The organism is Cellulomonas sp. NTE-D12, from assembly GCF_027923705.1.
Lineage (GTDB): Bacteria > Actinomycetota > Actinomycetes > Actinomycetales > Cellulomonadaceae > Cellulomonas.
On sequence record NZ_AP026442.1, the window covers coordinates 1,224,807 to 1,249,629 of the forward strand.

Below are 24,823 nucleotides of genomic sequence, written 5' to 3' on the forward strand. Positions count from 1 at the left end.
GTCGGCACCGCCGGCGCGGGCGCGACCGTCAGGCGCGCCGGCGCAGGGCGAACGCGGCGCCGGCGACGCAGACGACGCACCAGGTCAGCATCACCGCGACCGACCGGCCGGGCACCGTGAACGACCCGGGCGCCAGGCCGGCCCGCACCGCCTCGGCCATCGGCTGGATCGGCAGCCAGTGGTGGGCGTGCTGCAGCCAGGCCGGCATCCGGTCCGCCGGGAAGCTGACGGGCGAGAACAGCAGCACCACGAAGACGAGCACCTGCGACATCAGCTGGGCGATGGTGCCCGGCAGCAGCCAGGCCATGGCGTAGCCGACCGCGGCGGCCGTCAGCGAGACGACGAGCGCCGTCGGCAACAGCCACCACGTCGGCGCGAGGTGCACGTGGAACCGCAGCACCCCGGCGAGCACACCGAGCACCACGCCGGGCAGCGCGATCAGCGTCCACACCAGCAGGTCCGCCGCCAGGAACAGCTCTCGCGGGACGGGGAGCGTCCGCATCCAGTCGGCGCTGCCCTCCGTGCGGGACTGCACCACCAGCTGGGGCGTCATCACCAGCCCGACCATGACCAGCGAGACGGTCGGCGCGCCGGTGGCCAGGTACAACGCCTCGGCCGGCGCCGGCTGGCCGACGAGCAGCCCGTACCCGATCACCGTCGCGACGGACAGCAGGATCTGCACCAGCACCAGCAGGGGGAGCGCGGAGGCCATCCGGCGGGCCTGCCAGCGCAGCAGCAGGGGCAGCTGCCGCAACGCCGAGACGCGGGGTGTCGCCAGCGCGGTCGACACGGTGGGTGCCGCGGTCGTCGTCGTCATGCCGCCACCTCCGTCGCCTCGTCGGCGGCACCCGCAGCGGACGCCTCGGCCCCGTCGCCGGAGCCCTCTCCCACCAGCTCCACGTAGACGTCCTCCAGCGAGGCCGGTGCCAGGGCGTACCGCTCGAGACGCCCGGCGGCGAGCTCGTCGGACGCCCACTGGACGGCCGCGGCGGCGTGCGCCGCCGGGACGGCCGCGGTGGCGCGCAGACGTCCGCGGTCCACCAGGACGAGCCCGTCCGGCGTCAGCGGGTGCCGGCCCGGTGCGAGGTCCAGCTCCAGGGTCAGGGTGCCGCCGCGTCGGGCCGTGATGGCCGCCGGCGTCTCGTCGGCGAGAACCCGTCCCTGGTCCAGCACCACCAGCCGGTCGACCACGCGCTCCGCCTCCCGGACGTTGTGGGTGACCAGCAGCACGCCGGACCCCTCGTCGGCCAGCCGCCGGATCTGGGCCCAGAGCAGGCGGCGCCGGACGGGGTCGACGTCGTTGGTCGGCTCGTCGAGCACCACGAGACGACCGGGCGCCACGGCCGTCATGGCGAACGCCGTCAGCCGCGCCACGCCTCCGGACACCTTCTCGGCCGGCGTGCGTGCCCACGGCATCAGGTCCAGGGACTCGAGCAGCTCGGACGTGCGGTGCCGGGCGACGGCGGGCCGGGCGCCGCGGATGCGGCCGACCAGCTCGACCGCACGGGCCGGCGTCAGCCCGGTGATGGGCACGTTGGCCTGCGCCTGCACGCTGACCAGCCGTCGCGCGAGATCCGGCCGGGCCACCGCGTCGACACCGCACACCCGCACGGAGCCGGAGTCGGGCCGGGTGAGCCCGACGACCTGGTTGACGAGCGTCGTCTTGCCGGCGCCGTTGTGGCCCAGGAGCCCGACCACCTGCCCCGGCGCGACCCGCAGGTCGACCCCGGCGTTCGCCTGCACCACGTGCCCCCTCCGGACGAACCGCTTGCGCAGCCCGTGCACCTCCAGCACTGCGTCCATCACGCCTCCTCAGATACCGATCTGCCTTCGCGTCGGAACGTAGCAGATACCGAACGGTATGAGACAGAGATTCCGGACGGGATGTAATCTCTGCGCATGGCGCGCTCACGGGACCCCCGGGACTGGGACGACGACGAGACGGTGAGCGCGGCCTCGCGCGCCCTCGTCGACGCCGCAGCCGTGCTCACCCGCGCGATGAGCCTCGGCGCCGCGGCCGCGGGGGAGCAGGTCAGCGACACGCTCTCCCGGACGCTGAAGGACGCCTCTCGCGAGCTGGCGGAGGCGTCCGCCCAGCTGGGTCGTCACGCGGGTGAGCGTCGGCGCCGCGCGAAGGTGGAGCGCACCCGTGCCGACCTGCTGGCCGCCGCGCGCCGGGTGTTCGCCGCCAAGGGCTACGAGGGCGCGGCGGTGGGGGACATCGCCGCGGAGGCCGGCTACACCAAGGGGGCGCTGTACTCGAACTTCGAGTCGAAGGAGGCCATCTTCCTCGAGATCGCCCGCGAGCTCACGGAGCAGGAGGCGGTGGAGACGTCGGGCTGGACACCGGCGGACCTGCGGCGCCACCTCGCGGTGCGGGTGCCCGACGACGACCTGCTGACCCGCATGCTGCTGACCCTGGAGCTGTACACCTACGCCGTGCGGCACCCGGAGGCACAGGCCGAGCTGGCCCCGCTGGCTCGTGGGTCGATGGACGTGCTGGCCCGGTTGGTGCACACCGCGCGGAGCGGCGCACCGGGTGAACCGACCCGTGCGGACCGGGACACCGCCCTGGGACTGGCGGCCGTGCACCTGCTCGCGGTCGTGGCTGGCCCGCTGCTGGGTGATGCTGACGAGGTGGCCGGTACCGCGGACCGGCTGGTGCAGCGCCTGCTCGCCGAGGGCTAGGGGCGCTGTCCGGGGCCGGCCCGGGCTCGGATCCAGGTGCTTCCCAGGCTGGGGCACCGGTGCACAGGAAGCCCACATCGGCCGTCCAGCGCCCTTCCGGACTGTCGAGGTCTGATGGTCACCGTCGACGTCACGGTGACGGCGGCGGGGGAGGTGGACGGGATGTCCGAGCAGGAACCGCAGCAGGTGGGTGCAGGGGCCGACGACGCCGTGCAGGCGCAGCAGCCGGCCGGTGGACCGGTCGCGGAGCCGGTGGTGCAGCCGATCGCCGCCCCGCCCGCTGCGACGCCCCCGGTCGACGGCGACGCGGTGCACGGCGAGCCCGTGCCGCCCGTCGACCGCGACCCGTACGCCGTCCCCGCCGACGGTGGCTACCCGGTGGCCCCTGCGGTCGGGGACGTGGCGCTCGCGGTCGACCCGCGGCGGCGCACGCGTCGTCGTCGGGCGATCCTGGGCAGCTCCGCCGCCGCCGTGATCGCCGCGGCGCTCGTCGTCGGCGCTGCGGTGCACCCCGGGGCCGTTCCGACCGGCACCGCGGCGACCGCGACCGACGAGCGCGCGCCGTGGAGCTGGTCGCAGCACGGGTACGGCGACTCCGGACGCGGCGGGTTCGTCCCCAGCGCCCCCGGCTCGTCGTCTGACGGCAGGTCGTCCGACGGGTCGGGCGCGGCGTCGTCGGACGGCACCACCACGTCGGGCGCCACGACCGCGACCGCGACGCAGCAGGTGGGCGTGGTGACGATCACCAGCCAGCTGGGCTACGAGAACGCGACCTCCGCCGGCACCGGCATGATCCTCACCGCGGACGGCGTGGTGCTGACCAACAACCACGTCGTGGAGAACGCCACGGCGATCCGGGTGACCGTGGAGAGCACCGGCACGAGCTACACGGCGACGGTGCTCGGCACCGACAAGAAGGCCGACGTGGCCGTGCTCAAGCTGCAGGGCGCCAGCGGCCTGACGCCGGTCACCCTGGACACCGCGGGTGTGAGCGGCGGCGAAGCGGTGACGGCGATCGGCAACGCCGAGGGCACCGGCACGCTGGTGGCCGCAGCCGGATCCGTCACGGCGACCGACCAGACGATGACGGCGTCGACCGACTCGGCCACCGCTGAGACGCTGTCCGGCCTGATCGAGTTCTCCGCCTCGGTGGTCAGCGGCGACTCCGGTGGTCCCGTGCTCGACTCGAACGGCCAGGTGGTGGGCATCACCACGGCCGCCTCGAGCGGCCCGGGCTCGACCGTCGCCTACGCGATCGACATCCAGGACGCGATGGCCATCGCCAAGCAGATCGAGGCGGGGCAGGGGTCGTCCGACATCGTGATCGGGTACCCGGCGTTCCTCGGGGTGTCCATCGGCTCGTCGGCGCAGACGCGGGGCCTGCCGGGGGACACCAGCGGCTCGACCGGCACGACGAGTGGTGCCACCATCGTCGGCGTGATCGCCGGGACGCCGGCCGCCGACGCCGGGCTGGTGGCGGGCGACACCATCACCAAGGTCGGCAGCACCACCGTCACCTCGTCCGACCAGCTGTCCACCGTCCTGGCCGGCCACAAGCCGGGCGACAAGGTCACCATCACCTGGACCGCGGCAAGCACGGGCGCCAGCCACACGGCCACCGTGACGCTGGCGACGGGTCCGGTCGCTTGACCGGTCCCGCAGCCGGGTGCCGGGCGGGCCCGCGGGAATGAGCGGGACCCGCCCGGCGTTCTCCAGTACGATCGACCAGCCGCCCGAGGGCGGTGCTTGACAACTCAACATGGGGGTGATCGGTTTCGACGGTGGTCGCCGATCCAGGGGAAGCGGGCCGAGGACGCACGGTTATCTCGTTAACGATCCGCGCAAACCCATAGGTGCCAATACATCGCGCACCGACTTCGCCCTCGCCGCCTGAGCGAGCTGTGAAGTCCGTCAGCCCGAGCTAGCTTCCGACTCGGTTCCTGGCGTCATCTAGGGAGCCACTGCTCACAGCGTTCGTCAGTGACGTTGTGGGGACTTTCAGCTGACTGAGCCTGTCCACGACTTGTCTGCGTGATCGTGGGGGCTGAGAAAAGCGCAGCAGAATGCGCCCGGAGAAGCCCTGGTTTAGTGTCATCGGACGCGGGTTCGATTCCCGCCACCTCCACCATGTCTGACCTGCGGGTTCGTCCCGTACGGCGCTGATCTCGTTGACACGGACCCTGGTTCGTTGACACGGGTGGCCGTACGGGCGGACTCTCACGCCTATGGCGTCCCTTCGCGAGCGTCGTCGTGCCGACGGCAGCATCGCCTACGCGGTGCTCTGGCGCGACCCCCGCACGGGGCGCCAGTCATCCATGACCTACGCCTCGCGCAACGAGGCTCGGGTGGCGATGGAGCTGCTCGAGGCGGCCCACGGACACGCCAAGGACGCGGCAGAGATTGCCGCGTCCATTTCTGTGTCTCCACAATCAGCGCACGTCGGTATTGCGGCGGCATCGACGCCGAGTGCTGCGCCATCCGCATTCCCGGCTGTGGCGCCCAGCGGCCCGACGATCGCGGCTTTGGTTCGGGAGCACATCGACCTGCTCACCGGGATCGGCCCGAACGCGCGAGCGTCGTACGGGCGGTACCTGCGCCACCACATCGGGCCGCTGCTCGGTGCCTCGCCGGTGACCGCCGTCGGTTACCGCGAGGTCGCGGGCTTCATCAGCGGGCTGGCGGCGAAGGGGTTGTCACCGAAGACGATCGCGAACATCCACGGGCTGCTGTCGGCGTCGATGACGACTGCCGTGCGGTTGGGCTACCGGCCTGACAACCCGTGTGTCGGTGTGTCCCTGCCCAAGTCGCAGCTGACGCACGACGAGATGACGGTGCTGACGCGCGACGAGTTCGCGCTCCTGATCTCCAAGGTCGCGCCGTTCTACCAGCCGTTGGTGCTCACCCTGGTGGCGACCGGCCTCCGCTTCGGCGAGGCGACCGCGCTGACCCCGTCCGATGTGGACGTCTTGGCACGGCCGGCGACGATCCGCGTGACGAAGGCCTGGAAGCGCGACGAGGACTCCCGGTACTACGTCGGGCCGCCGAAGACCCGGCGGGCGCGGCGGACCATCTCGCTGCCCGACGAGCTGGTCGACGTGCTGCTGCCGCTGCTGGCGAGCAAGGCGCCCGACGAGCTGCTGTTCCCCAACACGGTGGGGCAGTGGCTGTCGTCGTCCCGCTTCTGGACCTCGACGTGGACGCCGGCGCTCGACGCGGCGTGCAACCCGCATAAGCCCGACGGTTCGCCGGATCCCGACGCGCCGCGGCTGACGAAGCGGCCGCGCGTGCACGACCTGCGGCACACGCACGCGTCGTGGATGCTCGCCGCGGGGACCGACCTGTTCGTGCTGCAACGCCGGCTGGGCCACGAGTCGATCACCACGACCACCGAGACGTACGCGCACCTGATGCCGGACCAGCAGAAGGCCGCCGCCGATGCTGCGGCGAAGGCGCTGAGCGGGCTTGTCCCAGCCCGAGCGCAACCCATGACGAGCCCAATGTCGCGGGCGGCGGTGACTCCCTCGCTGGTGGCACTGAGGGCCGATGGGGTTTCGGCCGCGCAAGACTGAGCCGTGATAGCGGGCGCTGCGCGCCGGAGCGGGGGGTTGGCTCGATGCGAACGCGCTGGGCAGGTCCAGTGGCGGGTGGCCGCACGACATGGTGATCCGCGTCGACGAGGCGCCGACTGCGCTGCTGACCTTGCTGTTCGTTCGCGATGCGTGGGGCCTCGCCCCTGACGCGGCGTTGGCCGACCTTGATCCGGTGCCGCAGCGTGGAGCTTCCGCGCTCCCAGGGACAGCATCGCGAGACGAGTGGTCGGCCCGGTGGATGACTACCTGGGAGCGCACCTGGGTTTGGTACGAGGCTCCCGGCGCCGTCGGCCCGACGCCGACCTTCCCTCCGATGTGGGAAACGCAGTACGGCCCCGACGGGATCGACCGCGTCGCGCTGAACGCCTGGAAAGAGGCTGTGCGGGGCCCACGCCCTGCGCGGCTAGAGGACGAGCCCGAGCGCCGTTGCCTCGATGCGCTGGTCCCCGCGTGGCGCGCTGGCATCGAGTCGATCCTCGTGGTGCCGTACCGGGGCTACTACGCCCACCGAATCGGGAGCCACCAGCTCGTCGTCTCCAAGACGACCCGAGAAGACCCGGAGCTGTACGCCAGGGCGTTGACCAGCGCACTCCGGAACGTCTAGACACATTGGGTCGTGTAGGCGACCATTTATGGCGTGTCCGAGATGACGACTGCCGAAGCTGCTCGGCGTCTGCGTGTCTCCCAGCGGCAGGTGGAGCGCCTCATCGGCCGCGGCGAGGTGCCGGCTCGTCGGACCGCTGGGGATGCGTGGGTGGTCGACGCTCTCGCCGTGAACTCGTTGGGTCGGTCTCGGCCGGTGCGCGGGCGCCCCTGGTCACCGGAGGTCGCGTGGGGTGCGCTCTGGATCCTGTCCGACCTCGAGGCTCCGTGGGTGGATCAGCGGACGCGGTCACGTCTGTCGAGTCGCCTTAAGTCGATGGAGGCCCCGGCTCTCGTCCACGCGTGCCGCCGTCGCGCAGATGTTGCGCGGTATCGGGTGAGCGAGTCGTTTCTCGACGAGCTACGGGAGGTGCTCGTGCTGTCCGGAACCAGTGCGGCCGAGCAGTACGGCCTGGCGGAGGACGCGGCGCGCGTGGAGGGGTACTGCGAAGCCGAGAAGGCGGCCGAGCTTCGCGCGAAGTTACGGCTCGTCGACGACGAGCGCGGCAACGTCACCCTGCGGGCGACACGTTTCGCACGCGTGGTGAACGTCGGTTTGCGGACCGTGCCAACGGCAGTCGTCGCCGTCGACCTAGCCGAGTCGTACGAGGCTCGCGAGCGGGACGCCGGCCTCCGTGCGGTCGAGGGTCTCCTGCGATGAGCGACGCAAGGATCACCGCGCCGCCCGGCGGCTGGGCTCGGCAGTGGCCTCTCGTGGTCGAGGTGGCGGCGACCTTGCCAGTCGGATTGTGGGTCCTCGTCGGCGGCCTCGTGGTGTAGTTGCGCGCGCGCAGCAGGGGTCGACGCGGTGCGGCCGACCGACGATGTCGATGCTCTCGTCGATGTGATGGCCGGCGGTGTCACGGTTGCGTCGATCGCGGAGACGCTTCGGGGTCTGGGCTTCGAGATCGACAAACCCGGGTGGGACGGCGCGCCTGCTCACCGACTTCGCCGCGGTCGCGACGTCATCGACCTCCTCGTTGCCGACCACCTGCCCAAGCACAAGCACCCACGCCTCGCCGGTCGCACTGCGATGGCCACCGATGGCGGCGCGCAGGCACTGGCGCGCACGCAGCGCATCACCGTGCTCGACGGTGATGCCACTGTCGCTCTCACCGTCCCCGACCTGTTGGGGGCGCTGGTGCTCAAGGCGGCCGCCTACGCCGTTGACCGACGCGACCGCGAGCGCCATCTCCGTGACGCAGCATTGCTGGCCGCGCTCATCACCGATCACCGGACGGAGCTGGCGCGCCTCCAGGGGTCGGACCGCAAGCGGCTGCGCGTGCTGCGCGAGGCACTCGCCGACCCGCTGCAGGATGCCTGGCTGCTGCTTCCCAACTTCCTGCAGCAGCGAGGGCGGGACACGCTTCGGATCCTCGTCGACTGACCGTCGAGGCAAACCAGCCGCGGGCGCGTCGCCAAGGACCGATGCCACCGCGCTACTTCGAGCTACGCCTGCTGCTGACGACGAAGTAGACGAGCGCCGCGACGAGACCACCCAAAACGACGAGTGATCCGATTGTCAACGACGGCTGAATCCTGACCAGGGGTCGTCGGCTGAATCTTGACCACCCTGCCTGGTTGTCGTTCAGTCCGTGGTGGCCGCGGGTGGGCGGCCGAGGTCGCGGTTCTTGAGGCGGTAGGAGTCGCCTTTGAGGGCGATGACGTCGGCGTGGTGGACGAGGCGGTCGATCATCGCTGCGGCGACGGTGTCGTCGCCGAAGACCTCGCCCCAGCGGCCGAACGGCTTGTTGGAGGTGACGATCAGGGAGGCCCGTTCGTAGCGGGCTGAGACGAGTTGGAAGAACAGGTTCGCGGCCTCGGGCTCGAAGGGGATGTAGCCGACCTCGTCGATCACGATCAGGGGGTAGCGACCCAGCCGGCGTAGCTCGTCTTGCAGGCGCCCGTCGTGGTGAGCGGTGGCGAGCCGGTCGACCCATTCGGAGGCGGTGGCGAACTGGACGCGGTGGCCGGCCTGGCAGGCCCGGACGGCCAGGCCGGTGGCCAGGTGGGTCTTGCCGGTGCCGGGCGGGCCGAGGAACACCACGTTCTCCCGGGCCGTGACGAAGTCCAGGGTGCCCAGGTGGGCGATCTGGTCGCGGGCCAGGCCGCGGGCGTGGTCGAAGTCGAAGTCCTCCAGGGACTTGCGGGCCGGAAACCTCGCGGCGCGGATGCGTCCTTCCCCGCCGTGGGCCTCGCGGGCGGCGACCTCGCGTTGCAGGCAGGCGGCCAGGAACTCTTCGTGGGTCCAGGACTCGGCGCGGGCCCGCTCGGCGAGCCGGTCGACTGCGTCCCGCAGGGTCGGGGCCTTCAGCGCTCGGGTCAGGAACGCGAGCTCGCTGGTCACGTCCCTGGTCGGGGTCTTGGTGGTCATCAGGCCACGTCCGTCAGACCGAACGCGGCGTCATAGGCGCCCAGGTCGCGTTGCTCGACCTCATCGGCCGGGTCTGGGATCGTCGGCCGGTGCGCCGCAGCCGACGCCATCGCCAGCGCTGCGGCCCGGTGGGCGGGGTCGGTGATCGTCTGCCAGCGCGCCCAGCACCGCTCGTGGGACGCGACGGTCTTGGCTCCCAGGCTGACGGTGACTCGCTCGAGGTCGGCGACCACGTCGACGAACCTGCCGACCGCGACCGGGTCGACCGAGTAGTCGTTGGAGCCCAGGCGCACGTAGTGATCGCGCGGCAACCGGACCCGCGCCCGCCAGCCCAGCTGCGGAGCGACCGGCGGCAGGGCGAGCATCGCGTCGCGGTCCGCGGCCCACCGCTCGACGGGCTTGCAGCCCAACGCCCGATGCGAGCGACGGTTCGCAAGAGGCAACCACTCGCTGAGCTGGGCGTTGAAGTCGCCCGGATCGGTGAACGTGCGCCCCGGCAGGAACGACGACTCCAGGTAGCCGTTCGCGCGTTCGACCAGCCCCTTGGCCTCCGGGTCCCGCGGCCGGCACTGGTGCACCCCGATGCCCAGGACCCCGCGGAACGCCTCGAAGTCCTCGGTGAGCTTCGGCTTGCCCGCGCGCCAGGACCCGACCGCGGCCTCGTTGTCCCAGACCAGCTCGCGCGGGACCACACCCATGCCCGACAGCAGCAACCAGTGACCGGCGATCAGGTCCGGCGCCTGCCGGGAGGGCAGCATCGTGGCGAACATCATCCGCGAGTAGCCCGCGACCATCACCAGCACCGGCGGGGACCCGACCTGCCCGGCACCCAGCGGCACGTCGACCGGCGGGAACCACAAGTCGCACTGCACCCGCGCCCCGGCCTCGTAGCTGGTCCGGGTCGCCGGATCCGACGGCAGATAGTACGGGCGCAGCACCCGAACTCGGTCCTTCAAGATCGTCAACGAGTGCGCCCAGCCGATCCGCTGCGCGATCACCGTGGCCGGCATCGTCGGGCACGAAGCCAACAACCCGCGGATGACCGGTTCGACCTGGTCGACCAACGACCCCTTCGCAGCTCGCTCGTACTTCGGCGGCCGATCACTGGCCAACGCCTTCTTGACCGTGTTCCTCGCGATGCCGAGCTCGCGCGCGATCGCCGAGAGCGCCATCCCCTCGACCCGACGCAGCCGACGGACCTCAGCCCAGTCCTCCACACCGATCACCCTCCGCAGGATCACGGCAGCCTGGTCAGATTTCAGCCGACGATCCCTGATCAGTCTTCAGGCGTCGCCGACACCGATGATCATGGCGGTGAAGCCGTACATCTCCGCTCCTTCGTAGAAGGGGAAGCTCACCTATCTGGGAGAGTAGTTCCGCGCCCGCTGGCGTGGGGCCGGTCTCAGGGCGACAAGGACGGTTCCCACCGAAGGGACGTCGTCACAGCCCGGACCTCGGTCAGAACAGCGACTCACCTTCGGCGCGCCGCCTGAGGTGCGCCCGCACGTCGCCGAAGCGGCGAACGCTGTGGTCGTCGTGGAACTCCCCGAGTCGTACGAGGCTCGCGAGCGAGGCATGAGCCTTCGCGCGCTCGGGGAGCTGCTCCGACGAGCAATGGCCCTCGGTGAGCGGGAGGCCGACGCCGAGGCCCACGGCGGGATCTCGTAGTCGCGTAAGAGGTAACGAAAGAAGAACTCTTATGCGAACTGCCCCACCGGTGTCGCTGCCTCTGCTGCGCTCGCAGGTGTAGGGTGACGTCCTCGCGGCGACCTACCTCTCGCCTGAGGCGGAGTTCAGCGTGACCGAGCTCGCCCGGCGTGCGGGGGTCAGCGTCAAGGCGGCCGCGCACGAGGTCGCGCGCCTCGTGGAGGCGGGTCTGCTCGCGGACCGCCGAGCCGGCAACCTCCGCCTGGTGCGGCGCGGTCCCGAGACGCCGCTGACGCGTCCCCTGACGGACCTGCTAGCGGTGACCTACGGTGCCGTTCCCGTGCTCACCGACGCCCTGTCCGGCGTTCCTGGCGTCGAAGCGGCCTACATCTACGGGTCGTGGGCCGCCCGGTACAAGGGCGAGGCGGGCCCGGTTCCCGGTGACGTCGACGTGCTCGTCGTCGGCGCCGCAGATCTCGATGTCCTCGATGAGGTTGCCCGGGGAGCGGGGCGGCGCCTCGGCCGGGAGGTGGCGATCCATCGGGTCGGTTCGGGCAGCGGGGCGGCTCCTCCCGCGAATGATGCGTTCCTCGCGTCGGTTCGCACCCGGCCGATCGTCGAGTTGGAGCTCGCTGCCGGGGGAGCGGCATGAGGTGGAACCAGGGTCGCGCCGAGATCGACGCGATGCTCTCGTCCGGTGAGCCCCAGCGTGTGCCGGCCAGCCGCGAGCACGCCGACAACCTGCTGGGCCAGGCGCGCAAGCACCTGGTCAGTGCTCGTGCGGTGGTCGAGAACGACCCCGAAGGTGCGTACGCGATCGGCTACGACGCCAGCCGCAAGGCGCTCGTTGCCGTTCTGGAGAACCAGGGACTGCGAGCAACCAGCCGTGGTGGTCACATCGCCGTCTACCGATCCGCGCACGCCCAGCTGGATCGCCCGCTCGGAGTCGGCGACAACGCAGGTTGCCGAGAAGTGCCAGAGGAGTGCCGCATTCCTCTTGCCGTCAGGACTCCCGTCCGGTGATCTCGTGCGCCCGCTCGTCCGGTCCCCGCTCGGGTTCGCTGGCGGCCGTGATCGCCACGGCATCTCGAAGAACGGCGAGCCGCTCACACCGGTGCTCTCAGGTTCGGCGGCGAGCCTGCGCGAGTGCTCGAACTGGCGCTGCGGCCGACATCCGCGCCAGCCGACGGTCTCGAGGGAGAGCTAGCAGCTTCACTCTGGGCGGGTCGCCACGCGCCAGGAGCGGGACCGTCGACCACCGCATGGACGGGCGTGCGGCAGGAGGTTCATTCACCCGGTGCGACTCCGCCCCGAATTCCGTCCAGGCGGCCTAGCGCTGCGGCCAGAGCATTGCTCGAGCTGCTGGCCTGCGGGGCGGAGCAGTACTTCGTGGATCGCGAGTCGCTTGGGGCGGCTGACGACGAACTCGATGACCTCCGCGATGTCCTCTGCGGTGACCTCGACCTGGCTGTAGGCCTGTGTGACGCCCTGCTTGGTGGCGGCGTGCGTGATGTGGTTCGGCAGCTCGGTGGCCACGGCGCCGGGCTCGATCAACGTGACGCGGACGTCGGGCAGCAGCTCCTGCCGCAGCGACTCGGACCAACCGTTGATGCCCCATTTGGTGGCGGCGTAGACGCCGTTGCCGGCGCGGGCGGTGCGGCCGGCGACGGACGAGATGTTGACGAGGTCGCCACCGCCGTCGGCCTTGAGCTGGTCGAGGAACACCTCGGTGGCGGTGATCGCGCCGAGGAGGTTCACCTCGACCATGTTGCGGTAGTCCTCGCGCTGGTCGGAGCCGAACGGGCCGAGCAGCATCGTGCCGGCGTTGTTGACGAGGACGTCGACGCGGCCCAGCTCGGTCCGGATGCGGTCGGCGGCGGAGACGAGGCTGTCACGGTCGGTGACGTCGGCCTCGATCGCGATCGACCCGTTGCCGATCTCGTCGGCCAACGCGGTGATTCGGTCGACCCGGCGGGCGAGCAGCGCGACGCGGTATCCCTCCGCGGCGAGGGCGCGAGCGGTGGCGGCGCCGATGCCGGACGATGCGCCCGTGATGACGGCGACGGGGAGGTGCGTGTCACTCATGGTGCGTCCGTTCGATTCGAGGATCAGGGCTCTGACGCGTCCCTCTGTCGTCGGCTTCAACTAGGCACTACGCCCCGTCCTCGCCGGTCGCTGTCACCTGCGACCGGCGAGGGACCGCTCGGAGTCTTCGCCGCGAGTCGCTGATGTACGGCGCCCCGCGCAAGAGGAGGGAGCGATGCGGAGCCGCTCAGTACCCGACCGGTCGGGTGCGTCGGGTTCACATGGTGCCTCGCCGCGTCGGCGGCGCGGTGGAAGCCCTAGTGCCGCGGGGAGCCTTCGTCGTTCCGGACCAGGGCGTCGCGGATCTCGCGCAGCAGCACCGTGTTCTCGTCCGGCGCCGCGTCGACCTCGACGCTGCGCGAGAAGCGGCGCTTCGCCGCCTCGTAGGGCTTGACGATGAAGAAGTAGACGACGAACGCGAGGATCAGGAACGCCACGAGAGCCGTCAGGAACGGGCCGACCGACACCAGGCCACCCGGCTTCCATGCATCGAAGTTCGGCGCCCCGCCCGCCTTGGCGAGCAGCTCGATGATCACCTTGGTGAACGCCGTGACGACCGCACCGAACGCGGCACCGATGATGAACGCGACGGCCAGCTCAACGAGGTTGCCCCGCATGATGAAGTCCTTGAAGCCCTTCATGGCTTTGCCTCTTTCCTGGCGGGTGAGAAGGAGAGTCCGTGGAGCCGTCAATCCGCGCAGGTCGACGGGTGACGTACTGGCGGGCTGGGGACCGGTCGGGCGTGACGTGGTGTGGCGCCCCGGGGGCTGGGGCGCCACACCACGAGCGACGGGCCTACTCGGCGAGCTTCGCGATGGCCTGGGCCCACAGGAAGTACTTGTTGGTACCGAGGTCGCGGATCGTCTTGATGCCGAACGCGGCGGCGAGGTGCTCGGCGTCGCCGGCGCTGACACCCTGGAGCGCGTCGACCGGTGAAGCTGCAAGCTCGCTGATGGAGACGGACTCGAATGCCTTGTCTACCTTGCCTGCGATGTCGCCCATGGAATCGCTCCCCAACCGCTCGTGCGCGCCACGTCGGCCCGCAATGGCTAACCAGTACCACGAGCCGGCGCGTCCCGCGCGGCGGGCATAACGCCATCTCGAGGACTCGAGTTCGGCTGGACCCGGCTCGACTGCGGTCCAGCGGGAGGCCCGGCCGACGACGTCGGGTTCCGTGGAGCTGGTTCGGCCCCGCGTCATGGCGGTCTCGGGCAGGGTCGCCTCTGCTCCAGGGCTCCCGCTCGACGGGTGCCCGGATCCATACTGCGAGAGCAGGCAACGGGGCCGCGCACCAGCGAGGGAGAGATCCATGTCGCACTACTTGCTCATCTACCGGGCGGACCCGGCGGCGATGGCGTCGATGCCGCAGCCGACACCGGAGCAGATGCAGGAGATGACGGCCGCCTGGCTGGGCTGGCGGGACCGCGTCGGGTCGGCCATGGTCGACTTCGGCGACCCGACGGCGCCGGTCAGCCCGGGCGCGGACCCGACGGTCGGTGGCTACTCGATCGTGGAGGCCGACAGCCACGACGCCGCACTGGCCCTCCTCGCCGGGCACCCGCACACCGCCATGGGCGGCACGGTCGACGTGTACGAGGTCACCCCCTTCGCGATGTGAGCGGGCACCGCGCCCGGCACCTGCGGGGCACGGTGCCGGGCGCGGCTCTCGTCGGCCGACGCCTCGATCTGGTGCTCGAGCGCGTCAATCGGGGACCCGAGCGCCGGCCGTCGAGCTCGAGCAGTCGCACAGCACTGTCGACTTCGCCACCTCGAGCAACCACCCAGAACTCGGTCACGGCAAGAGGAGCGTGATCGTCCGATCGGCGAAGCTCTGTGTTCAGACCCCCGTTGATGTGCCGGCGCCCACGCGGAGAGCCTGGGCAATCAACGTTGGCGAGCCGTCGTCCGGATTGGAAGGACCCCCTGAGACCCGTCTGGGCGTCAGAACAACGGCTGGCCCTCGGCGCGTCGCGGCCTGAGGTGCGCTCGCACCGAGCGCTCCGTCGCCCGGAGCGCAGTCAGGTCAACGGGCTCCGGTTCCACCTCGTGCTCCAGGACCGTGGCGCGCCGGACGAGGGCGTCGACGTGCTCCGGGAGGAACCTGATGCGCCCGCGGCCCAGGCGTAGGTGCGGGATGCGCCCGCGACGCGCCTGCTCACGCACCCACCACGACGACGCCCCGATCGCCTCGGCGACCTGTTCGGGACTCAGGGTCTCCAGCCTCTCCATCGTCATTCCTCCTCGACGCTTCTTCGGTTCAGTGGTGTCACTGACCTGTCGGACGGTGTGGCGTCCTCGCGGGAACTCGTGGATCGGGGGCGGGCCGGCTGCGCCCTGTGGGCGGTTCGCGCGGCGACGTGGAACCGCTGCCGCGCACCCTGCCTGGTGATTCCCAGCGCTTGGCCGATCTGGCCCCAGGTCGCTCCGTCCAGACGCAGGTGGTCGACGGCCGACCGGATCTGGCTCTCGTGGCCCATGACGAGGGCACGCGTCTCGTCCCGCGCGACGGCGAGCTGCTGCAGCCGCTCCAACGCCGTCCGGAGAGCCTGCGCGCGTTCGATGCGCTGCGAGGTCTCCCACGAGTTCCGTGCATCGTCGGGCCGGGCCGGCTGCCTCGCGTCGGAGGGCCGTGCTGTGGCGACCCGAGGGGCGGCGAGCACCGGGCGGTAGTCCTCTCCGAGTCCGAACGATGCGCCCGCCGGCCACTGGCCGGGCGCCGGGTGGCCGCGGACCACGTCACCGTCCGACCGACGCAGCGCAGCCGCCTGCGCGCGTCGGCGACTGGAGTTGCTCATGACCACGTCCCTTCTTCCTCTACAAGCGGGAGTGCGGTGGGGCACGAAAGACGCGACGCCTTGCCCTCGGGTGCGCTCGTCCGACCAACGGGAAGGCGGCTGCGACTTCGGAAGGCGACGCGTTCCGACGAGTCCCGTTCCACCATCACCCCTGCCACGCCCTCCTACCCCGACCCCGACCGCCGACCTCAAGCCCGTCCCACCACCTCGTGCCCGACCGCCGTCCCCATCGCCCGAGCCACCCCCCGACAACCTCCGTTTCCCTGCCACTCCGTCAACCGTCTGGACACCTCTGGCACCCGGCGGCAACCGCTGTTGTCGCCGACCCATCGCGCCGAGTCACTGCCGGGCGAGTGGGGTCCGACCTCGTAGGTCGGACCGTCAGCACCCGTCGGATCCCGCGGTGTCAGGGCGGAGCCGACGGTGGTCCCTCAAACGTGACGTGTGCAGAATCCGCGCAACACGCACCGGGTCGGCTCGAGCTGACCGCGTGCCGAGCGCCCTGCGCCGGATGCGACCGCTGTCCGGCGGGCAAGTTCTCTGGGGCCGTCGATGCGGCCGCCACCGGAGGCGTCAGCAGAGGCGGAGATGAATGCGTCGAATTGCTCCGCTGGCCCTATGCGGCGTCCCGCTTGTCAACGCCTTGTCAACGAGGTGTCCACGACCCGACCATCTGAGCCCTGTCGGATGCGACATCACCGCAGGTCGGCCGATCGCGTCTCACCATCCGGACACTTCGATTCCCGCCACCTCCACGAATGTTCTGCCACGACGGCGGTCGGTCCCTTCGGGGAGCGGCCGTCGTCGTGCTGTCCGGAGGGATCGGGTGGTTGCAGCCGATCGCCGTGGCGCCTTCCGGCCATCGCGACTGTCGCTCGGAAGCTCGCGCTCCGGTGCTGCGTTCGCGTATGAGGTAACGGAAGAGGACTTCTGCGCGGGTGTGCCGTAGCTCTCGCCCGATTCCGAGTTCACTTCGACGGTGCTCGCGGGCTGCCGACGCGGATCCAACCGTCGGCCCGCTGCGACTCGTCCCGTTCCTCGGAACCGTCAGAGCGGCGTAGGCGACGGTTCCGGATCCATGTCGAAGGCAGGCAGTCCGTCGATGCTCGTCCGGTTCTTCTGCCGCCGGTAGGCCGCCTGGCCCTCGGCGCCCTTCCGCTCCATGTACTCGGGCAGCAGGTGCCGCTCGCCGACGTAGTCCATGAGCGGTACGCCGTAGCCGCACGAGTCGGAGACCCGTTCGACGTCGACGACCACGACGGCGCGAGCCCCGCGCGTCTCGGGGAACCGGCTGACCAGCTCCGCGAACCCGTCGTCGTAGAGGGTCACGAACCGGCCGTGGCCGTGCAGCCGGACGATGTTGGGCGGTCCGTCGAAGGCGCAGAACATGACCGTGATCCGGCCGTTGTCACGCAGGTGCGCGATGGTCTCGGCACCGCTCGCCGTCAGGTCGACCCATGCGACCGTGTGGTCGTCGAGCACCACGAACGACCCGTCGATCCCCTTCGGCGACAGGTTCACTCGTCCGTCCTGTCCAGTCGGCGCCGTCGCGACGAAGAACACGTGCTGGTGTGCGATGAACGCGCGCAGGCGCTCGTCGATGCGGTCGTGGACGTTGCCCATGAACCCTCCCTGCGTCGGTCCGACCACCGTAGGTTGACGCGTCGGCAGCCCACGCGGGATGCGGGCTCCAGTCCGCGGACAGCCTCCATCGCGGGGGACGGGTGACGTGGATGGACGGCGCGTGGCGAGACCGGCCCGGTCCCACCGACCGACCTTCACGAGCGTCCAGCAAGCAGGGACCGTCGTCGTCTACGCGGTGCTCGCGCTCTATGCCGTGTTCGCGCTGAGGCTTCTGCTCTTCTCTCGGCCGCCTGTTTCGGAACGGTCGGTCAACCTCGTCCCGTTCGCGACCATCTCCCACTACCTGACGGACGGGTCGTCGGGCGTCCGCAGGTTCGCGTTGGGCAACGTCCGCGGCAACGTCCTTCTGTTCGTCCTGCTCGGTGCGTACGTGTCCGTGCTGACCAGGTGGACGGTGGCAAGGGCCATGGTCGTCGTCGCCTCGGCGAGCGGTGCGGTGGAGCTCCTTCAGGGGGTGTTCGCCCTCGGGGCGTCGGACATCGACGACGTCATGCTCAACGGCCTCGGGGGGCTCGTCGGCATCGCGCTGGTGGTCCTGCTCCGAAGAGTTCTGCCGGACCAAGAGCGACTGCGAGCAGTCGTCGCGGCGTTGTCGCTGCTCGCGCTGCCGGTGCTCCTCGTCCTGTTGTTCGTGATCAGGATGCGACTGTGAGTCCGGGCACCGCAGGCTCCCGGCTCGTCCGGGTTCCACCGGGCCACCGCACCGACGCCCGCCTAGCCGGAGGTGGCCCGGGCCCCGTAGCGCAGACCGTCCAGCAGCAGCCCGACCATCCGGTCGGCTCGCTCGGTGCCTCCACCCGGTGCCGGCAGCGACAGGTTCGCGATCGCGCTGATCAGCTCCAGCGGGTCGACGTCGTCGCGGATCACCCCCGCCTCGGCCGCGCTGTTCAGCAGGCGCTGCAGGGCCGGCGCGGCATTCGACTCGAAGTACTCACGCAGGCGGCTGTACGCGGGGTCGCCGGAGTGCAGCGCCGCGCCGAGGCCGTGCTTGGTGGCGACGAACCGCGTGTAGCGCCGGGCCCAGAGCTCGAGCGCCTCGCCGGGCTCGTGCTGCTCGCCCAGCCGGGCGGCCATCGCCGTGACGTCGTCGATCTCCCGCCGGAAGACCGCGGCGATCAGGTCCGAGCGCAGCGGGAAGTGGCGGTACAGCGTGGCGGTGCCGACCCCGGCACGAGCGGCGATGGCGCGCACCGGCACGTCGACGCCGTGGGTGGTGAACTCCTGCTTCGCCGCCTCCAGCAGGGCGTCGAGGTTGCGTCGGGCGTCCGCTCGGGGCATCCGTGTCTCCGTCGTCGTCGATGGACCCGTTGATAAACGGGACAGCGTTCCGTATAGTCCAGTAGCGGGACGCTGTCCCGCTTCCAGGTCATCGTACGGCGTCCGCAGAGGCGTCAGCAGGGAGTCACGATGCAGTACCGCACGCTCGGCCGCACCGGCATCAAGGTCAGCCCCTACGCGCTCGGCGCGATGATGCTCGGATCGCTCGGCAACCCCGACCGCGCCGAGGCGATCCGCATCGTCCACCGCGCGCTCGACGCCGGGATCAACTTCGTGGACACCGCCGACCGCTACGGCGACTCCGAGGAGGTGGTGGGGGAGGCGCTCAAGGGCCGACGCGACGACGTGGTGCTCGCGACCAAGTTCTGGGGCCCCGTCGACGACGACCTGAACCACCGCGGCGCCTCCCGCCGCTGGATCCTGCAGGCCGTCGAGCGCTCGCTGCGCCGACTCCAGACCGACCACATCGACCTGTACCAGCTGCACCGCCCCGACCCGGACACGGACATCGACGAGACGCTCTCGGCCCTCACCGACCTGGTGCGGCAGGGCAAGGTGCGCGCCATCGGGTCCTCGTCGATGCGCGGCTCGGAGATCGTCGAGGCGCAGTGGACCTCGGAACGACGCGGCTTCGAGCGGTTCCGCACCGAGCAGCCCAACTACTCGATCCTCGACCGCGAGATCGAGCGGGAGATCCTGCCGGTCACCCAGCGCTACGGCATGGGCACGCTGGTCTACAGCCCGCTCGCCGGCGGCATGCTGACGGGCCGGTACCGGGCCGGCCAGGAGAACGACAGCTTCCGCTCGACGCGCACCGGGATGCGGCACTTCCGCGACGAGCGTCGGCTGGCCGCCGTCGAGCAGCTGGTCGCGCTCTCCGAGGAGACGGGGATCAAGCTCACGCATCTCGCGATGGCGTTCGTCATCGCGCACCCGGGTGTGACGTCCGCCATCGCCGGTCCGCGCACCATGGAGCAGCTCGAGGACACCCTCGCCGGGGTCGACGTCGCCCTGAGCGACGAGATCCTCGACCGCATCGACGCGATCGTGCCGCCGGGGGAGAGCGTCGGGACGATGGACATGGTCTACCGCGGGCCGGAGGTGGGAGACAGCTCCCTGCGCCGGCGTGGTCCTCAGGGCCGATCGGCGGCGTAGGCGCGGGCCTCGGGGGCTCAAGGCCTCCGCACAGGGGCGGCCCGTCCCGGCGGACGCGTGGCCGACGCAGACCGTTGCGGGGCGCCGACGAGCGACTCCGCGGCCCATCTCCGCCCTGATGAACCAGGTAGCCGAGAGAACGTCCGATCATCCTGCACGTTCGTGCAGGAAGGACGATGGGCCCTGCCGCTCCGACAGCGCCCGGCAATAGCGTGGACGTGCTGCGCGCCTCGTCGAGGAGGTGGAGACAGTGCCCACAGCTGCCCGGTCAGCCATGCCGCACGTCGTCGTGGTGGGTGGTGGTGGGACCGGCGGTGCCGTCGCGCACGACCTGGCGCTGCGCGGGCTGCGCGTCACGGTGCTCGAGCGCGGAGAGGTGACGTCCGGGACGACCGGCCGGCACCACGGGTTGCTGCACAGCGGTGCCCGGTACGCGGTGGCGGACGCGACGTCCGCCGTCGAGTGCATCGCCGAGAACCGGATCCTCCGGCGGATCGCACCCGGGTCTTTCGAGGAGAACGACGGCCTGTTCGTCGCGCTGACCGACGAGGACCTCGCGTACCTGCCGGGGTTCGTCGAGGCGTGCCGTGCCTGCGACATCCCGGCGGAGGTGCTCGACAGGACCGAGGCGCTGCGTCGCGAGCCCGGCCTGGGCCCGGAGGTCAGGGCCGCCGTGCAGGTACCGGACGGCACGATGGACGCGATGCGGCTGCCGCTGCGCTTCTTCGCGACGGCACAGTCGAACGGCGCCGTGATCAGGACCTTCACCGAGGTGGTCGGGCTGCGGCGGCAGGACGGCGCCGTCACCGGTGTCGCGTACCGCGACGACGTGACGGGCGAGGAGGGGCTGCTGGCCGCCGACGTGGTGGTGAACGCCGCTGGGCCCTGGGCACAGCGCATCGCCGAGATGGCCGGTGTCGACGTCCCGATCCGGTGCTCGCCCGGCGTCCTGGTCGCCGTCCGCGGCCGGTGGTGCGACATGGTGGTGAACCGCCTGCACCGGTCCGGCGACGGCGACATCGTGCTCCCGCAGCGCGGCCTGAGCGTGATCGGCACCAGCTCGTGGGTGGTGGACGACCCGGACGAGCTGCACCTCCCCGAGGACCACATCCGCACGATGGTCAGGGAGGGTTCGAGGCTGGTGCCGGCGGTGGCGCACGCCGAGATCCGGGCGGCCTGGTCCGCGGTGCGGCCGCTGATCGGTGACGGCGGCAGCACGACCGGACGGGAGCTCTCCCGCACGTTCAAGTGCTTCGACCACGCGGAGCGGGACGGCGTCGAGGGGTTCGTCACCATCTCCGGCGGCAAGGCGACCACGCTGCGGGCGATGGCGGAGGCGACGGCCGACGTCGTCTGCCGGCGGCTGGGCGTCGAGGCGCCGTGCCGTACCCGCGAGCAGGTGCTGCTGCCGCACACCGCGTACTACACGTCGCACGAGTCGATGCGCTCGACGACGCAAGAGGCGCCCGCGGCGACCGGCCCCCGGCGCTCCGGTGCCGCGGCGACGCGCACGGCCACGCCTGGAGCGGTGGCCCGCACCGCCACGACGAGCCGGACCGCCACGACCGGCGGCACGGCCACGACCAGCACGAGCGGCACGACGGCCACGTCGAGCCGCGTGCTGCGCGTCTCCCGCTGGAAGCCCGGCTGGCCGGCCCCGGCTCAGCTCGAGTACGTCGTCCCCGTCGAGCCGCGCACCACTGTGCTCGACGCGCTGCGCAGCATCAGGTGGCACGGCGACGCGTCGCTGACCGTGCGGCACTCCTGCTGCCACTCGTCGTGCGGCACCTGCGGCGTGCGGGTCAACGGGGCGGAGGTGCTCGCCTGCGTCACCGCGCTGGCGGACCTGCCGGCGGGCCCGGTGGCGGTCGAGCCGATGGCCAACGCGCCGGTGCTCAGCGACCTGGTGGTCGACATGACCCGGCTGTACGACGGGCTCGAGCGGTCGGGGCGTCCGCTGGTGCGGCAGGTCCAACCGACGGGCCGCGGGCGCAGGGCGAAGGTCCACACGTCCGGGACGGGCCCGGCGTCGGTGCGGCTGGAGGACTGCGTCGAGTGCGGGCTGTGCGTCTCTGCCTGCCCGATCACCGGGACCGACCAGGCGTATCTCGGCCCCGCGGTGCTCGGCGCGGCCGCGCGGGTGGTCGCCGAGCCGCGCGGTCAGGACGTGCGGTCGGTGCTCACGTGGGTGGACGACCACGACGGCTGCTGGCGGTGCCACCTCAGCTTCGCGTGCAGCGAGGTCTGCCCCACGGGGGCGGACCCGGCGGCCGGGATCATGGCGCTGCGCGGCGCCCTCACGCGGGAGCACCTGAGGTGGCGGTCCGACGGGCACCGCAGTGCGGACCGGCCGGCCGACGAGGAGAGGACGGCGGCGCGATGACGAGCGAACCGGGCACGACGCGCGGCACGGGACGCCGGGGCCTGCGGGGGTGGATGACGCACCCCGGTGCCGGCACCCCGACGTGGGCCTTCGTGGCGAACCGGGTGTCCGCGCTGATCCTGGTCGGGTACCTGTACCTGCACCTGGTGGTGCTGTCGATGCTGCTGCGTGGCTCGGCCAGCTGGGACTCGTTCCTGGCGATCGCCGGTACGCGGGCGTTCGTGGCGGTCGACGTGGTGCTGTTCGCCGCGGTGGTGTGGCACGCCGCGAACGGCGTGCGGGTGGCGCTGGTCGGGACCGGCGTGGCCGTGCGGCGGCAGCGCGCCCTGCTCGTCGGCGTGCTCGTGGTCACCGTGCTGGTGACCGCAGCCGCCGCGGTGCTGCTGCTGGCGAGGGAGTGAGCGATGAGCATCGAGCTGCGTCGTCGTGCCCGGCCCTCTGTCCCCGCGCAGACCGTCGACCGATCCCTTACCGATGTGGAGCCGGGTCGCCGGGGCGGCGGCTGGGGCTGGATCCTGCAGGTGGTCACCGGCGCCGCGCTGCTGGTGCTCGTCGTCGTGCACCTGGTAGCCCAGCACTTCGTCGTCTCCGCGCCGGGCGGCCTGCGGGACCGGGCGTCGGTGCTCGCCTACCTGGGCAACCCGGTGATCGTGGTGATCGAGTCGGCGTTCATGCTCACGGTGACGTGGCACGCCCTGCTCGGCGTCCGCTCGATCCTCTTCGACCTCGGCCTGGGTGCGCGCGCCCGGCGGCGGGTCACCGTCGGGCTCAGCGCGCTCGGCGCGGTGACGCTCGCCTACGGGTTCTGGATGATCGCGGTGCTGGCGGCCGGCTGAGCCGGCTCAGTCGAGCTGGCTGCTCCGGCGGGTCAGGTAGGCCGTCTCGGCGGTGTTTGCGGTGAGGGCCAGGGCGCGGTCGTAGGCCTCCAGCGCCTCGGCACGCCGGCCCAGCCGGCGCAGCAGCTCCGCGCGCGTCACGTGGAACGCGTGGTGGCCGGCCAGCGGCAGCCGGTCGACCAGGGCGAGCGCGACCTCGGGGCCGTCCAGCTCCGCGACGGCGATCGCGCGGTCGAGCGCCACCAGCGGTGACGGGTCGACGCGCAGCAGCCGGTCGTACAGCGTCACCACCTGCGACCAGTCGGTGTCCCGCGCATCGCGGGCCGCCGTGTGCACGGCGTTGATCGCCGCCAGCAGCTGATAGCGGCCGGGCGGCGGACCACCGGCGGCCACGGCCGCGAGGCGTTCCCGCACCAGGTGGTGCCCCTCGTCGACCAGCTCGGTGTCCCAGCGGCTGCGGTCCTGCTCGCCGAGCGTCACCAGCTCACCGGTCGACGACACGCGGGCCGGCCGGCGCGCCTCGGTCAGCAGCATCAGCGCGAGCAGCCCGGTCACCTCGCCGGTGTCGTCCGGCAGCAGCTCGCGCACCAGGCGGGTCAGCCGGATCGCCTCGGCGGTCAGGTCGGCGCGGACGGGCTCGGTGTCGCCCCCGGTGGCGAGGTAGCCCTCGTTGAAGACGAGGAACAGCACCGTCAGCACCGCGTCCAGCCGTGCTGGCAGGTCCTGCGCCGTCGGCACCCGGTACGGCACGTGCGCGGCCCGGATCTTCGCCTTCGCCCTGGTCAGCCGCTGACCCATGGTCGCCTCGGGGACCAGGAACGCCCGCGCGATCTGCGGCATCGTCAGGCCACCGACCATCCGCAGCGTCAGCGCGACCCGCGCCTCCGGCGACAGCGCCGGGTGGCAGCACGTGAACACCAGGCGCAGCCGGTCGTCCTCCACGGCGCCGCGGTCCTGCGGAGGGTCGTCGTCGTGCAGCAACGCGGCCTCCTGGTGCTTCTCGTCACGGCGCAGCTCCCGACGTAGGCGGTCGATCGCCTTGCGGGTCGCTGTGGTGGTCAGCCAGCCGCCGGGGTTGGGCGGGACACCGTCGCGCGGCCAGCGCTCGACGGCGGTCGCGAACGCATCGGCGGCGGCGTCCTCGGCGGCACCCAGGTCGCCGAGGCGTCGGGTGAGGGTGGCGACCACCCGGGCCCACTCCTCACGGTGGGCCCGGGTGATCGCCTCCTCGACGGGTTCGAGCCGCGTCACGGCTCGAGCAGCGCCTTGAACGACTCCTCCGTCTGGAACGGCCGCACCTCCACCTTGCCGCGGCACGCCTTGGAGCCCTCCGCCGCGAGGCGCAGCGCCACGTCGAGGTCCGGCGCCTCGATGATCCAGAACCCGCCGAGGTGCTCCTTGGCCTCCAGGTACGGCCCGTCGGTGATCACCGGGTGCTCGCCGCGGCCGTCGACGACCGTCGCCGTCGTCGCCTGCTCCAGGCCGTCGGCGAACACGAAGTAGCCGTCGGCGACCAGCTTGTCGTTGAACGCTCCGGTGTCCGCGAACGCCTGGAGCATCGACTCCTTGTCGGGGTAGTCGCCGAACTGGTTGCGCTCGGCGGGACCGTAGACGGACAGCAGGTACTTGGGCATCTCGTCGTCTCCTTCGGTGCTCGGTGCGGCGGTGGGCCGCCTCTCACCCCTGCTACGAACGGGTGCGCCCCG

28 protein-coding genes and 1 other RNA gene are annotated in these 24,823 nt (G+C 71.6%); 15 read left to right on the top strand and 14 right to left on the bottom strand.

The window, feature by feature from the left end; translation table 11 throughout:
- Nucleotides 1-28 precede the first annotated feature (28 nt).
- The gene (locus QMF98_RS05590) at nucleotides 29-817 is read right to left on the bottom strand and encodes an ABC transporter permease (RefSeq protein WP_337975042.1); all 789 of its coding nucleotides are present in this window, start codon (nucleotides 815-817) and stop codon (nucleotides 29-31) included.
- Entirely contained in the window at nucleotides 814-1,803 is a 990-nt protein-coding gene (locus QMF98_RS05595; RefSeq protein WP_337975043.1) for an ABC transporter ATP-binding protein, read from the bottom strand. Before QMF98_RS05595 ends, QMF98_RS05590 begins: the two co-directional genes overlap by 4 nt.
- 96 nt (nucleotides 1,804-1,899) lie before the next feature.
- Here QMF98_RS05595 and QMF98_RS05600 point away from each other — a divergent pair, with 96 nt between their 5' ends.
- The 7 genes from QMF98_RS05600 to QMF98_RS05630 all read left to right on the top strand — a co-directional run bounded on the left by QMF98_RS05600 (nucleotide 1,900) and on the right by QMF98_RS05630 (nucleotide 8,307).
- Nucleotides 1,900-2,688 carry a TetR/AcrR family transcriptional regulator gene (locus QMF98_RS05600; protein ID WP_337975044.1) on the top strand — a complete coding sequence of 263 codons (789 nt, stop codon included), beginning with the start codon at nucleotides 1,900-1,902 and terminating at the stop codon, nucleotides 2,686-2,688.
- 114 nt (nucleotides 2,689-2,802) lie between these two features.
- Complete coding sequence (locus QMF98_RS05605; protein WP_337975045.1) at nucleotides 2,803-4,338, top strand: S1C family serine protease; 1,536 nt, start codon at nucleotides 2,803-2,805, stop codon at nucleotides 4,336-4,338.
- A 111-nt stretch (nucleotides 4,339-4,449) separates the two neighbouring features.
- Nucleotides 4,450-4,816: a transfer-messenger RNA gene (gene ssrA, locus QMF98_RS05610) on the top strand.
- 97 nt (nucleotides 4,817-4,913) lie between these two features.
- Nucleotides 4,914-6,257, top strand: a complete 1,344-nt coding sequence (locus QMF98_RS05615) for a tyrosine-type recombinase/integrase (protein ID WP_337975046.1) — start codon at nucleotides 4,914-4,916, stop codon at nucleotides 6,255-6,257.
- Nucleotides 6,258-6,345: 88 nt separating this feature from the next.
- Complete coding sequence (locus QMF98_RS05620; RefSeq protein ID WP_337975047.1) at nucleotides 6,346-6,882, top strand: hypothetical protein; 537 nt, start codon at nucleotides 6,346-6,348, stop codon at nucleotides 6,880-6,882.
- A 42-nt stretch (nucleotides 6,883-6,924) separates the two neighbouring features.
- The gene (locus tag QMF98_RS17005; protein ID WP_490715663.1) at nucleotides 6,925-7,581 is read left to right on the top strand and encodes a type IV toxin-antitoxin system AbiEi family antitoxin; all 657 of its coding nucleotides are present in this window, start codon (nucleotides 6,925-6,927) and stop codon (nucleotides 7,579-7,581) included.
- A gap of 147 nt (nucleotides 7,582-7,728) precedes the next feature.
- Nucleotides 7,729-8,307 carry a hypothetical protein gene (locus QMF98_RS05630; protein ID WP_337975049.1) on the top strand — a complete coding sequence of 193 codons (579 nt, stop codon included), beginning with the start codon at nucleotides 7,729-7,731 and terminating at the stop codon, nucleotides 8,305-8,307.
- 201 nt (nucleotides 8,308-8,508) lie between these two features.
- Here the strand turns inward: QMF98_RS05630 and istB are convergent, their stop codons facing one another.
- The 3 genes from istB to QMF98_RS05645 all read right to left on the bottom strand — a co-directional run bounded on the left by istB (nucleotide 8,509) and on the right by QMF98_RS05645 (nucleotide 10,947).
- On the bottom strand, nucleotides 8,509-9,294 hold the full coding sequence (istB, locus tag QMF98_RS05635) for an IS21-like element helper ATPase IstB (protein WP_337973839.1): 786 nt from the start codon (nucleotides 9,292-9,294) through the stop codon (nucleotides 8,509-8,511).
- Nucleotides 9,294-10,520: an IS21 family transposase gene (gene istA, locus QMF98_RS05640; RefSeq protein ID WP_337973838.1), complete on the bottom strand. Its 1,227-nt coding sequence runs from the start codon at nucleotides 10,518-10,520 to the stop codon at nucleotides 9,294-9,296. Before istA ends, istB begins: the two co-directional genes overlap by 1 nt.
- Before the next feature lie 232 nt (nucleotides 10,521-10,752).
- Nucleotides 10,753-10,947, bottom strand: a complete 195-nt coding sequence (locus QMF98_RS05645) for a hypothetical protein (RefSeq protein ID WP_337975050.1) — start codon at nucleotides 10,945-10,947, stop codon at nucleotides 10,753-10,755.
- 145 nt (nucleotides 10,948-11,092) lie between these two features.
- Between QMF98_RS05645 and QMF98_RS05650 the strand changes: the two genes are divergently transcribed.
- Nucleotides 11,093-11,593, top strand: a complete 501-nt coding sequence (locus QMF98_RS05650; protein WP_348773397.1) for a hypothetical protein — start codon at nucleotides 11,093-11,095, stop codon at nucleotides 11,591-11,593.
- Entirely contained in the window at nucleotides 11,590-11,964 is a 375-nt protein-coding gene (locus QMF98_RS05655) for a hypothetical protein (RefSeq protein ID WP_337975051.1), read from the top strand. Before QMF98_RS05650 ends, QMF98_RS05655 begins: the two co-directional genes overlap by 4 nt.
- A gap of 267 nt (nucleotides 11,965-12,231) precedes the next feature.
- Here the strand turns inward: QMF98_RS05655 and QMF98_RS05660 are convergent, their stop codons facing one another.
- From QMF98_RS05660 to QMF98_RS05670, 3 genes are all read right to left on the bottom strand, one after another.
- Nucleotides 12,232-13,026 (bottom strand): SDR family oxidoreductase, encoded by a 795-nt coding sequence (locus QMF98_RS05660; RefSeq protein WP_337975052.1) that lies wholly within the window; start codon nucleotides 13,024-13,026, stop codon nucleotides 12,232-12,234.
- A 257-nt stretch (nucleotides 13,027-13,283) separates the two neighbouring features.
- Complete coding sequence (gene mscL, locus QMF98_RS05665; protein ID WP_337975053.1) at nucleotides 13,284-13,667, bottom strand: large conductance mechanosensitive channel protein MscL; 384 nt, start codon at nucleotides 13,665-13,667, stop codon at nucleotides 13,284-13,286.
- A gap of 154 nt (nucleotides 13,668-13,821) precedes the next feature.
- Complete coding sequence (locus QMF98_RS05670) at nucleotides 13,822-14,028, bottom strand: hypothetical protein (RefSeq protein WP_337975054.1); 207 nt, start codon at nucleotides 14,026-14,028, stop codon at nucleotides 13,822-13,824.
- Between the two features lie 307 nt (nucleotides 14,029-14,335).
- Between QMF98_RS05670 and QMF98_RS05675 the strand changes: the two genes are divergently transcribed.
- Nucleotides 14,336-14,644, top strand: coding sequence for a YciI family protein (locus QMF98_RS05675; protein WP_337975055.1), 309 nt, complete (start codon nucleotides 14,336-14,338; stop codon nucleotides 14,642-14,644).
- A 323-nt stretch (nucleotides 14,645-14,967) separates the two neighbouring features.
- On the opposite strand, the gene QMF98_RS05680 is transcribed toward QMF98_RS05675, so the two are convergent.
- The 3 genes from QMF98_RS05680 to QMF98_RS05690 all read right to left on the bottom strand — a co-directional run bounded on the left by QMF98_RS05680 (nucleotide 14,968) and on the right by QMF98_RS05690 (nucleotide 17,444).
- A complete protein-coding gene (locus QMF98_RS05680) occupies nucleotides 14,968-15,255 on the bottom strand; it encodes a helix-turn-helix domain-containing protein (RefSeq protein WP_337975056.1) in 288 nt (95 codons plus the stop codon).
- 2 nt (nucleotides 15,256-15,257) lie between these two features.
- Nucleotides 15,258-15,821 carry a hypothetical protein gene (locus tag QMF98_RS05685; protein WP_337975057.1) on the bottom strand — a complete coding sequence of 188 codons (564 nt, stop codon included), beginning with the start codon at nucleotides 15,819-15,821 and terminating at the stop codon, nucleotides 15,258-15,260.
- Between the two features lie 1,047 nt (nucleotides 15,822-16,868).
- Nucleotides 16,869-17,444 (bottom strand): pyridoxamine 5'-phosphate oxidase family protein, encoded by a 576-nt coding sequence (locus QMF98_RS05690; RefSeq protein ID WP_337975058.1) that lies wholly within the window; start codon nucleotides 17,442-17,444, stop codon nucleotides 16,869-16,871.
- Nucleotides 17,445-17,565: 121 nt separating this feature from the next.
- Between QMF98_RS05690 and QMF98_RS05695 the strand changes: the two genes are divergently transcribed.
- Complete coding sequence (locus QMF98_RS05695; RefSeq protein ID WP_337975059.1) at nucleotides 17,566-18,117, top strand: VanZ family protein; 552 nt, start codon at nucleotides 17,566-17,568, stop codon at nucleotides 18,115-18,117.
- 62 nt (nucleotides 18,118-18,179) lie between these two features.
- Here the strand turns inward: QMF98_RS05695 and QMF98_RS05700 are convergent, their stop codons facing one another.
- Entirely contained in the window at nucleotides 18,180-18,743 is a 564-nt protein-coding gene (locus QMF98_RS05700) for a TetR/AcrR family transcriptional regulator (protein ID WP_337975060.1), read from the bottom strand.
- A 129-nt stretch (nucleotides 18,744-18,872) separates the two neighbouring features.
- Here QMF98_RS05700 and QMF98_RS05705 point away from each other — a divergent pair, with 129 nt between their 5' ends.
- From QMF98_RS05705 to QMF98_RS05720, 4 genes are all read left to right on the top strand, one after another.
- Complete coding sequence (locus QMF98_RS05705; protein ID WP_337975061.1) at nucleotides 18,873-19,898, top strand: aldo/keto reductase; 1,026 nt, start codon at nucleotides 18,873-18,875, stop codon at nucleotides 19,896-19,898.
- 250 nt (nucleotides 19,899-20,148) lie between these two features.
- Nucleotides 20,149-22,281 (top strand): FAD-dependent oxidoreductase, encoded by a 2,133-nt coding sequence (locus QMF98_RS05710; RefSeq protein ID WP_337975062.1) that lies wholly within the window; start codon nucleotides 20,149-20,151, stop codon nucleotides 22,279-22,281.
- On the top strand, nucleotides 22,278-22,682 hold the full coding sequence (locus tag QMF98_RS05715; protein ID WP_337975063.1) for a succinate dehydrogenase/fumarate reductase transmembrane subunit: 405 nt from the start codon (nucleotides 22,278-22,280) through the stop codon (nucleotides 22,680-22,682). The genes QMF98_RS05710 and QMF98_RS05715 overlap by 4 nt, the downstream gene beginning before the upstream one ends.
- Nucleotides 22,683-22,685: 3 nt before the next feature.
- Nucleotides 22,686-23,117 (top strand): succinate dehydrogenase/fumarate reductase transmembrane subunit, encoded by a 432-nt coding sequence (locus QMF98_RS05720; protein ID WP_337975064.1) that lies wholly within the window; start codon nucleotides 22,686-22,688, stop codon nucleotides 23,115-23,117.
- 6 nt (nucleotides 23,118-23,123) lie between these two features.
- Here the strand turns inward: QMF98_RS05720 and QMF98_RS05725 are convergent, their stop codons facing one another.
- Nucleotides 23,124-24,368: an RNA polymerase sigma factor gene (locus QMF98_RS05725; RefSeq protein ID WP_337975065.1), complete on the bottom strand. Its 1,245-nt coding sequence runs from the start codon at nucleotides 24,366-24,368 to the stop codon at nucleotides 23,124-23,126.
- Nucleotides 24,365-24,676: a YciI family protein gene (locus QMF98_RS05730; RefSeq protein WP_490715664.1), complete on the bottom strand. Its 312-nt coding sequence runs from the start codon at nucleotides 24,674-24,676 to the stop codon at nucleotides 24,365-24,367. The genes QMF98_RS05725 and QMF98_RS05730 overlap by 4 nt, the downstream gene beginning before the upstream one ends.
- Nucleotides 24,677-24,823: the final 147 nt, after the last annotated feature.

Excerpts from the sequence above, each read along its gene's own strand:
- QMF98_RS05615 (WP_337975046.1), top strand. The coding sequence starts at position 4,914 with ATGGCGTCCCTTCGCGAGCGTCGTCGTGCCGACGGCAGCATCGCCTAC.
- QMF98_RS05700 (WP_337975060.1), bottom strand. The coding sequence starts at position 18,743 with ATGCCCCGAGCGGACGCCCGACGCAACCTCGACGCCCTGCTGGAGGCG.
- QMF98_RS17005 (WP_490715663.1), top strand. The coding sequence starts at position 6,925 with ATGACGACTGCCGAAGCTGCTCGGCGTCTGCGTGTCTCCCAGCGGCAG.
- QMF98_RS05605 (WP_337975045.1), top strand. The coding sequence starts at position 2,803 with ATGGTCACCGTCGACGTCACGGTGACGGCGGCGGGGGAGGTGGACGGG.
- QMF98_RS05660 (WP_337975052.1), bottom strand. The coding sequence starts at position 13,026 with ATGAGTGACACGCACCTCCCCGTCGCCGTCATCACGGGCGCATCGTCC.
- QMF98_RS05655 (WP_337975051.1), top strand. The coding sequence starts at position 11,590 with ATGAGGTGGAACCAGGGTCGCGCCGAGATCGACGCGATGCTCTCGTCC.
- QMF98_RS05670 (WP_337975054.1), bottom strand. The coding sequence starts at position 14,028 with ATGGGCGACATCGCAGGCAAGGTAGACAAGGCATTCGAGTCCGTCTCC.
- QMF98_RS05705 (WP_337975061.1), top strand. The coding sequence starts at position 18,873 with ATGCAGTACCGCACGCTCGGCCGCACCGGCATCAAGGTCAGCCCCTAC.
- mscL (WP_337975053.1), bottom strand. The coding sequence starts at position 13,667 with ATGAAGGGCTTCAAGGACTTCATCATGCGGGGCAACCTCGTTGAGCTG.
- QMF98_RS05590 (WP_337975042.1), bottom strand. The coding sequence starts at position 817 with ATGACGACGACGACCGCGGCACCCACCGTGTCGACCGCGCTGGCGACA.
- istB (WP_337973839.1), bottom strand. The coding sequence starts at position 9,294 with ATGACCACCAAGACCCCGACCAGGGACGTGACCAGCGAGCTCGCGTTC.
- QMF98_RS05620 (WP_337975047.1), top strand. The coding sequence starts at position 6,346 with ATGGTGATCCGCGTCGACGAGGCGCCGACTGCGCTGCTGACCTTGCTG.
- QMF98_RS05680 (WP_337975056.1), bottom strand. The coding sequence starts at position 15,255 with ATGGAGAGGCTGGAGACCCTGAGTCCCGAACAGGTCGCCGAGGCGATC.
- QMF98_RS05690 (WP_337975058.1), bottom strand. The coding sequence starts at position 17,444 with ATGGGCAACGTCCACGACCGCATCGACGAGCGCCTGCGCGCGTTCATC.
- QMF98_RS05595 (WP_337975043.1), bottom strand. The coding sequence starts at position 1,803 with ATGGACGCAGTGCTGGAGGTGCACGGGCTGCGCAAGCGGTTCGTCCGG.
- QMF98_RS05685 (WP_337975057.1), bottom strand. The coding sequence starts at position 15,821 with ATGAGCAACTCCAGTCGCCGACGCGCGCAGGCGGCTGCGCTGCGTCGG.
- QMF98_RS05715 (WP_337975063.1), top strand. The coding sequence starts at position 22,278 with ATGACGAGCGAACCGGGCACGACGCGCGGCACGGGACGCCGGGGCCTG.
- QMF98_RS05730 (WP_490715664.1), bottom strand. The coding sequence starts at position 24,676 with ATGCTCCAGGCGTTCGCGGACACCGGAGCGTTCAACGACAAGCTGGTC.
- QMF98_RS05600 (WP_337975044.1), top strand. The coding sequence starts at position 1,900 with ATGGCGCGCTCACGGGACCCCCGGGACTGGGACGACGACGAGACGGTG.
- QMF98_RS05720 (WP_337975064.1), top strand. The coding sequence starts at position 22,686 with ATGAGCATCGAGCTGCGTCGTCGTGCCCGGCCCTCTGTCCCCGCGCAG.
- QMF98_RS05675 (WP_337975055.1), top strand. The coding sequence starts at position 14,336 with ATGTCGCACTACTTGCTCATCTACCGGGCGGACCCGGCGGCGATGGCG.